This is a genomic window from Anabaena sp. UHCC 0253, from assembly GCF_009712085.1.
In the GTDB taxonomy this organism is placed as follows: domain Bacteria; phylum Cyanobacteriota; class Cyanobacteriia; order Cyanobacteriales; family Nostocaceae; genus Dolichospermum.
In genome coordinates, this window is sequence record NZ_VILD01000001.1 from 866,791 (window position 1) to 873,897 (window position 7,107).

Consider the following 7,107-nt stretch of genomic DNA (forward strand, 5'->3'; position numbering starts at 1 on the left):
CTAGCCATCTTCATTTTAGGAACTGTAGACCTTACTAACCCCAATACTACCCAAAAAGGCAAAGAGGGAGCATTTGGGAGCGATGGTATTATTTGGTTTACCATCAACTGCTTTAGGAACATGGATTATCTGGAGTTTACGTCAACAACATCAAAAACAACTTAAACAATTAAACTTAGAAAAAGAACAACTATTTCTGAATTTATTACAACAACAGGAAGGAGAAATCACTATTACTAAATTTGCCCTAGCGGCTCAAATTCCCATCGAAGAAGCCAAACTATATTTAGATGAAAAAGCTAAACAATTAAATGGCAACTTTGAAGCTAGTAATGAAGGTGGAATTATTTACAAATTCCCTACATAAGTGATAAAATATTCCTGAAAATTCATAAACAAAAACTATGGAAACCCAAAATAACGAAAACCCAACTCCTACAAAAACATTACAGCAAGAATATCAAGAAGCATTATTAAACTCTGGAATTGAAGCCGCTAGTTTACAGGACTTACGCAACTGGCACAGGCGATCGCTATATTATAGTATTTTTGTACTGAAACAAGTGACACAACTGGCACAAATAGTGGGCGGGCTTCGCGGGAGCAAAGCGGCAAATTGAATCAAACCAAACACATAGAAATACTTGGGCGTTTGAGTTGCTCAATTAAATAATTAGAAAGCAATTTATGCTTGATTTCATAAATAGTTTGACCAGTTCGATAGGCTAAATTCTTTAACCTAACCCAAACCAACATAGCACAAGCAATATGATTTAGTTGCAGTCGAGTTTTACGACATTGACAAGATTCAATGCCCGTTAATTGTTTAATTTCCCGATGAAACTCCTCTATTTTCCAACGAATTTTACACACCTGTTGTACAACATTCGTAGAACTTTGAGATAAATCGTTAGTTACGACGTAGTCCGTTCTGTTGGTAGAAACAGTAACCCGGAATAGTTTCACTTTTTTATTGGCGGGAAACCCTTTAATTTTGATTATTTTACCAGATTCTAAGTCTTCTTCACTCCATTGTAATAATTCAATACGTTTATATTTTTCTTGCCCAAAAGTATCATCAACTAAACGATTATCCTTTAAAGGACAATAATAAATTTTATCTAGGCTATCAATATAAAGCATCAGATTGTGTACCGCATACCATGTATCCATTAAAACGGTATCAAATGGTAAAAGCTTATGATACACAAGGTTTTGCAGCATATCTTTAACATGGTCTATCTTGGTTTTACCATCTGCATCAGGATTAAAAATGCGGTAATCTACTACCCAAAATCTTTGCAGTTTAGGATTTACATATACACAGCTGACAACACCAATTCCTTTGAGTACACCATGTTCGTTACCACTGTATTGTCTCCTGACTATTTCAATTTCTTCAGAATACCTTTTATCTAAGACACTATCATCAAATATAACGTAACCGTTATCATCAGTCATAATTACATCTTTAACATTATCCCAAAGTAAGCGAGGTGTTAACTTTGCATTTTTTAAATAGTAGTTAATTTGATCATGACTAATATTTTCTAAATGGTCTGCCAAGTTAGTAATAGTATAGTTAATTTGGCTACTTAGCAGATATTGGCAATAATCTAACTTAGTAAATTTCATATTAACTCAGAATTGATAATTCATGGTTTTGATTATTTTACCATTTCAGGAATAATCGTATTTTTATTATTTCTGATCTTGGTGATTAAAAATATATTTTAATAATTGCAAAATTGGTTTTTACTGGAGTTTAGTCGAAGGCGCGATGCTTCCGTCGCACCGAGACTGATTGTGCCAGTTATGTTACTTATTATAATACAATAATACTATTATATAGCGATCGCCTGTGCCAGTTGCGTAAGTCCTGTGTAACTTCCTCTCTATTTACATCAATAGAAGGTGTTGTAGGTACTAACTATGATGACACTCTTAATTTAAGTAGTTTAACAATCACCAACTCAGATAACCTAGTTACAGGACTTGTGTCTATAAAGGGGAATAATGGAAATGACACCATAACAGGTAGCCAGTATAGTGATCTTCTTGATGGTGGTGCTGGTAGTGATAATATGATTGGTGGTTTAGGTAATGATATCTACATTGTTGATAATACTTCTGATGTGGTTACGGAAACTTCGGGACAAGGAAACGATACCATTAAGTCCAGCGTCACCTTTAGCCTACCTAACAATGTAGAAAACCTTACCCTGACAGGAACAGAAGCTATTAACGGTATTGGTAATTCTGGTAATAACATCATTATTGGTAATTCTGGTAATGACATTCTAAGTGGCGATACTGTTAATAACATTCTAATTGGGGATACTGCTAACGCTACTTTTGGTGAACCGATTCGTGCCGTTATTAACTATAGTCCCAATCAAGGATGGAGTAGCTTTGATGAATATCCACGCCACGTAGCTGATGTAAACGGTGATGGTCGTGCTGATATTGTTGGTTTTAAAGATCGTGTCTATGTCGCTCTTGGTCAAGCTGACGGCACTTTTGGTTCTGTTAATTCAGTATCGGAATTGTACACTCAAGGATGGAGTAGCTTTGATAAATATCCACGCCAGTTAGCTGATGTCAATGGCGATGGTCGTGCTGATATTGTTGGCTTTGGTGGCGGTGCTGTCTATGTCTCTCTAGGCCAAACTGACGGCTTTTTTGGTGAACCGATTCTTGCCGTTAGTAACTATAGTCCCAATCAAGGATGGAGTAGCTTTAAAGAATATCCACGCCACGTAGCTGATGTAAACGGTGATGGTCGTGCTGATATTGTTGGTTTTAAAGATCGTGTCTATGTCGCTCTTGGTCAAGCTGACGGCACTTTTGGTTCTGTTAATTCAGTATCGGAATTGTACACGCAACTGGAGTTTAGACTAAAAACAGAGATATAAGTTAAAACTACCGAGAAAAAATAAGTTAAAAAGACTACCGACCATAGAGGATAAAGATTGGGGAAAAAAAGCGGTCAGTGATGTAAAACTGACCGCAAAATGTTCAATGCTGATAAATGTAAAAGAGTTATCAGATTGACAATGCCATTAGAACAGCTAAGAGAATTTCGCACAAGTGTATACAATATTTTGGGCAAAGCCAAAGATGCCTTGTTTGACTTGATGGATGCAACATTAATCACTCGGAGTATTTATGCATTCGTAGAATTAGCATTATCGCCAGTGTTTAGAAGAAAGTGGTCAAGTGTATATGAGGCAATACAGGATGGCAATCCCCCAAGAACAGAATTAATGAAATTGTATATAGAACAACTCAATCCCACAGAAAGAATAATCTTAGCCGGAGATCATACAGCTAGGACTTGAATAGATGCACCGACGTTAAAAGACAGAACCTATGAGCATCAAGAACAACCAATGTCAGGAGCAAAACCCGTAACCTTGGGGCAAGGTTATAGCACAATTGCAATCATCCCAGAGACATCTGGAAGTTGGGCTTTACCGCTATTACATCAACGCATTACCAGTTTTGAGAATCCAATTCAAAAAGCCTCTGCACAGCTGAAGCTCGTGTGCGAAAATCTACCTACACGTCCGATTAGTTTGTGGGATTCAGAATATGGCTGTGCTAGTTTTATCAACCAAACTAGTGATATCCCCGCAGAATTGACCACTGGTATCGGTTTGCCAAACAACGCTTGCATTGGACTCTACCACAACTTAGTACCCCAGAACAATGTGAGAAGTGGAGCGACCTATTACCACTTATGACTTGGGAACTCTGGTTAGCCCGTGATGTTGCGGCTGATAATCCATTACCTTGGCAGAAAAAACAGACCAATTTATCTCCTGGAAGGGTCGCTCAGTCTATGGGAGGAGTTTTCGCCGCGATTGGTACACCGGCTGTTTCCCCCAAACCCCGTGGAAAGTCTCCTGGCTGGCCTACTGGGAGAATTCGCTTACGCAGAATTCGCGACCCTACCGTCAAAAAGACTACTCCTAGATCCAAGAAGGAACAACCTAAATCGGCTTAACCTCTTAGTTTTTCTAGTTTGAGCTATGTAATTTGTAAACTCAGTCCTTCTGGGTCATTTTGTCATGTCTTAGTCTAAACTCCAGTTAATAATGCTACAGCCGGCTTTAATGCCAATACTGATGCTATTATTGAGGTGACAGGTTTAACTGGCACTCTAGGACTCAATAACTTTACCACTGCCTTGGTGTAGCTTCTGGAATCAATGAGCTAAACTAGATTGTAGAAATGTTTCATGAAATGTCTCTACATCATCCTTATCATTGAATTGTGGTATTTATTGCCTTGAATATTGTATAATCAAGAAAAATATAATTCAAGGCATATATAATTATGAATACATTAGAAAAATTAGAATTATTGAGTGAAAACTGTAGCGACAACACAGAATTAGATAGAATTATTGGACAACTTTTAAATTTAATTTTAACCCGTTATCGTCAAAAAATCGCTATCTATAACTTAGATATAGATAAATTTGAGAAAAAATATCAACTCACTTCTGAACAATTTTTAGAACAATTTAACGCAGGAAATTTAGGAGATGAAATGGATTTTTTTGAGTGGTTTGGCTTATGCGAACTACGCAAAGATATTTTACAAAAAATCCATAAATTAGAACAAGCTTCATGAAAAATGTTAGAAATGCCGATGACTATTTGGCATGGATAAAATCTGTAATTGCACTTTGTCCAGAAGTCGTAAATTTAACGATTATTCGAGAAGAATCACAAACTGATAAAGGACTATGGCGTTATCGTCTGACATTAAAAGATGGTAGCTTTTTAGAAATGTTTGAATTCTTCCAAATAGCATCAGGACAACTAGAAATAATTAAATATAGTTTCCATTGGCAAACTGAAAATAGAGAACTAATAAAACGTTGGGATAACGCACCCCATCATCCTGAAATTCCAACCTACCCCCATCATGTACATGATAGTTCTGAAGATTCCGTTTTTCCGTATTTACCTGTTGATATTGAAGAAATTTTAAGACAAATCTCTGAACACATAAAATCTCAATTAAGTTAGTGCAATAGCGAAATTAATAGTATCAGAAAACCAATCATCATCAATTAACTGTTCTAAAGTATAAGGACATTGATCAGGAAAAATGTTTTTCTTTAATCCTGTTTTTGTTATCACATACTTAATAGCTTTTTGATAATTATTTTCTTTTTCTTCATTTAGGTGTTTTCTTAAATTCGTAGTCATATCTGTTTCTAACTCACTACGAAAATTAACAATTTCCGCCGCCCAATGACGACGATTTATGCTTTCTGCTTCCCAATATTCAATTAATAACAAATGGATGATAATTTGTCTTAAATAACTTTCTCCACTCCGTTTAGTATCTCTAACCAAATTTTCTAAAACCTCACTTAAACTATCTAAATCTACATCATTTAACTGCTTATTTTTTATTTGTTCCAAAGTTATTTCATACCAGGCTAAATAGTCTGATTTATATAAATCTTTTAAACTATTTATGCTTAATATTTGCATATTTTTACCTCAAAACATTTTATGATTTTATCATAACCCATAAAAATAGGCCTATAGAAACATTCCCTGAAACGTCTCTACAAAAAATTAAACTAACTTTTTAATATCACCATAGACACGATAAAAACCACCTCCAGCAGACTCCCGCACCTCCTGAACCCAATAACGCTGTCCCTCTTCCCGAATATCTCTCGGAAACTGCACCTTCCAATCAGAATTATAATTAGGAGAAACAACTCGGATTCTTAATTTAGTCCCCTGACGGAAACATTCAACAATCACACCCGCACTAGTATCTGTAGTAGTTTCCAGAACTGTAGAAGGTGCAGCCCCCTCTCCTTTTGGTGCTTTAATAATAGTAGCTTCAGGAATTGTTCCTGCTTGAGCAGCAGCAATAGCCGCTTCACTAGCATCAATACAAGCTAAAGAACCATCAGTTGTAACTATATATATCCGGTTGTCAGAAAATTGCATAGATAAAGCTGAACCGCAACCAGTTCCTAGCTTCCATAACCGTTCTCCTGTTTGATTAAAACAGTAAATCGAAGAACTATTATCACCCGCAAAAACATATTTACCATTTAAAGCTGTAGCACAGGAATAAACGGAAGCATCACATTTATAAACTGCACCTGGTTCACCTTTTTTACTAAAAGAGTAAACTTTTTTATCGCTAGTACCAGCATAAACTGTCGTTGCTTCTTGCCAACCAAATAATACAGCACCAGCGGTTTTTTGATGCCAAAGCATTCTGCCTTCTTTGTGATCATACATAGTTACACCTGCGCTATGTCCATGATATACACCTTCATGATCACAACGTACCATCCAACCAGAAGTACCTTGACTCAAACGTGTCCACTGTGATTCATCATCATGGTCAATAGTTGTGACACCACCTTTAGCGTCAGAGACTCCCAACAAACCATCATGAATATCTAACCAGAAAATATCCACATTTTCATCAATTTGGTAAGCGACTCGTGGTAACTTCCCTGTTAAGTCGTAGACATTACCATCATCACAACCAGCATAAATCCAAATATCATCAGCAACTAAACATTTTACCCCTTCGGGAAGTTTAAATTGGTTGATAACTGTACCTTGATGATTCAGTGCAAATACTTGTCCTGATTGGTTTCCTAGCCAACAACGTTCACCATCTACAAAAATCCCAAAAGCCGCAGAATTAGAGTTAAATTTCCAAATAATTGGCGATTGTTTTGCTGTTGAATTAGTGCTATTGACTTGACGACGAGTAATGGAGCGTTTTTGTCGCACTCCCATAACAGCTTGTTCATAGCCTTTTTTCAGCTTTTCGTTAATTTTTTCTTTGCTTCTGCTTGGGCTTTTTCTGGGGTGGGGTAAGTTTTGTTTTGAGTTTGTCCTGTGTCCCCAATCCGACCATAACGAATGGTTAATTGAGTATCATTAATAACAAGCTCATAGAATTTATGTGAGCCGCTATCACCTTGGGAAAGTTCTAAATAGGTCTTTTCTTCAGACATGATACTTTTTGATGTTATGAACTTAATTAAGTATAGATCAAGACAAAGCACAATCGAATAGATGTAAACCTAACCGCTGCGAT

The 7,107-nt window shown here is 36.5% G+C and carries 12 protein-coding genes and 1 pseudogene; 9 read left to right on the forward strand and 4 right to left on the reverse strand.

Going from position 1 to position 7,107, the window contains the following annotated elements:
* Nucleotides 1-82 precede the first annotated feature (82 nt).
* Together FJR38_RS03835 and FJR38_RS03840 are read left to right on the forward strand one after the other, a co-directional pair.
* Nucleotides 83-367: a hypothetical protein gene (locus tag FJR38_RS03835; protein WP_168535487.1), complete on the forward strand. Its 285-nt coding sequence runs from the start codon at nucleotides 83-85 to the stop codon at nucleotides 365-367.
* Nucleotides 368-404: 37 nt separating this feature from the next.
* A complete protein-coding gene (locus FJR38_RS03840; protein WP_168500028.1) occupies nucleotides 405-620 on the forward strand; it encodes a hypothetical protein in 216 nt (71 codons plus the stop codon).
* A 1-nt stretch (nucleotide 621) separates the two neighbouring features.
* Here FJR38_RS03840 and FJR38_RS03845 read toward each other — a convergent pair whose 3' ends face one another.
* Entirely contained in the window at nucleotides 622-1,635 is a 1,014-nt protein-coding gene (locus FJR38_RS03845; RefSeq protein ID WP_168500039.1) for a transposase, read from the reverse strand.
* 233 nt (nucleotides 1,636-1,868) lie between these two features.
* Here FJR38_RS03845 and FJR38_RS03850 point away from each other — a divergent pair, with 233 nt between their 5' ends.
* The 7 genes and pseudogenes from FJR38_RS03850 (at nucleotide 1,869) to FJR38_RS03865 (ending at nucleotide 5,042) form a co-directional block, all read left to right on the forward strand.
* Nucleotides 1,869-2,915: an FG-GAP-like repeat-containing protein gene (locus tag FJR38_RS03850; RefSeq protein WP_168535489.1), complete on the forward strand. Its 1,047-nt coding sequence runs from the start codon at nucleotides 1,869-1,871 to the stop codon at nucleotides 2,913-2,915.
* Nucleotides 2,916-3,056: 141 nt separating this feature from the next.
* Entirely contained in the window at nucleotides 3,057-3,341 is a 285-nt protein-coding gene (locus tag FJR38_RS28115; protein ID WP_254445420.1) for a hypothetical protein, read from the forward strand.
* 51 nt (nucleotides 3,342-3,392) lie between these two features.
* Nucleotides 3,393-3,746, forward strand: coding sequence for a hypothetical protein (locus FJR38_RS28120; protein ID WP_254445421.1), 354 nt, complete (start codon nucleotides 3,393-3,395; stop codon nucleotides 3,744-3,746).
* Nucleotides 3,743-4,009 (forward strand): hypothetical protein, encoded by a 267-nt coding sequence (locus tag FJR38_RS28125; protein WP_254445422.1) that lies wholly within the window; start codon nucleotides 3,743-3,745, stop codon nucleotides 4,007-4,009. The genes FJR38_RS28120 and FJR38_RS28125 overlap by 4 nt, the downstream gene beginning before the upstream one ends.
* 96 nt (nucleotides 4,010-4,105) lie before the next feature.
* A pseudogene (locus tag FJR38_RS29225) lies at nucleotides 4,106-4,201 on the forward strand (bluetail domain-containing putative surface protein); the annotation flags it as partial.
* 140 nt (nucleotides 4,202-4,341) lie between these two features.
* Nucleotides 4,342-4,641: a hypothetical protein gene (locus tag FJR38_RS03860; RefSeq protein WP_168500042.1), complete on the forward strand. Its 300-nt coding sequence runs from the start codon at nucleotides 4,342-4,344 to the stop codon at nucleotides 4,639-4,641.
* Nucleotides 4,638-5,042 (forward strand): DUF6516 family protein, encoded by a 405-nt coding sequence (locus FJR38_RS03865; protein WP_168500044.1) that lies wholly within the window; start codon nucleotides 4,638-4,640, stop codon nucleotides 5,040-5,042. The genes FJR38_RS03860 and FJR38_RS03865 overlap by 4 nt, the downstream gene beginning before the upstream one ends.
* Here the strand turns inward: FJR38_RS03865 and FJR38_RS03870 are convergent.
* The 3 genes from FJR38_RS03870 to FJR38_RS28130 all read right to left on the reverse strand — a co-directional run bounded on the left by FJR38_RS03870 (nucleotide 5,034) and on the right by FJR38_RS28130 (nucleotide 7,024).
* Nucleotides 5,034-5,516 carry a DUF29 domain-containing protein gene (locus FJR38_RS03870; RefSeq protein ID WP_168500046.1) on the reverse strand — a complete coding sequence of 161 codons (483 nt, stop codon included), beginning with the start codon at nucleotides 5,514-5,516 and terminating at the stop codon, nucleotides 5,034-5,036. The two genes, FJR38_RS03865 and FJR38_RS03870, sit on opposite strands and share 9 nt — an antisense overlap.
* Before the next feature lie 87 nt (nucleotides 5,517-5,603).
* Nucleotides 5,604-6,803 (reverse strand): PQQ-binding-like beta-propeller repeat protein, encoded by a 1,200-nt coding sequence (locus FJR38_RS03875; RefSeq protein ID WP_254449336.1) that lies wholly within the window; start codon nucleotides 6,801-6,803, stop codon nucleotides 5,604-5,606.
* Between the two features lie 23 nt (nucleotides 6,804-6,826).
* The gene (locus tag FJR38_RS28130; protein ID WP_254449337.1) at nucleotides 6,827-7,024 is read right to left on the reverse strand and encodes a WGR domain-containing protein; all 198 of its coding nucleotides are present in this window, start codon (nucleotides 7,022-7,024) and stop codon (nucleotides 6,827-6,829) included.
* Nucleotides 7,025-7,107: the final 83 nt, after the last annotated feature.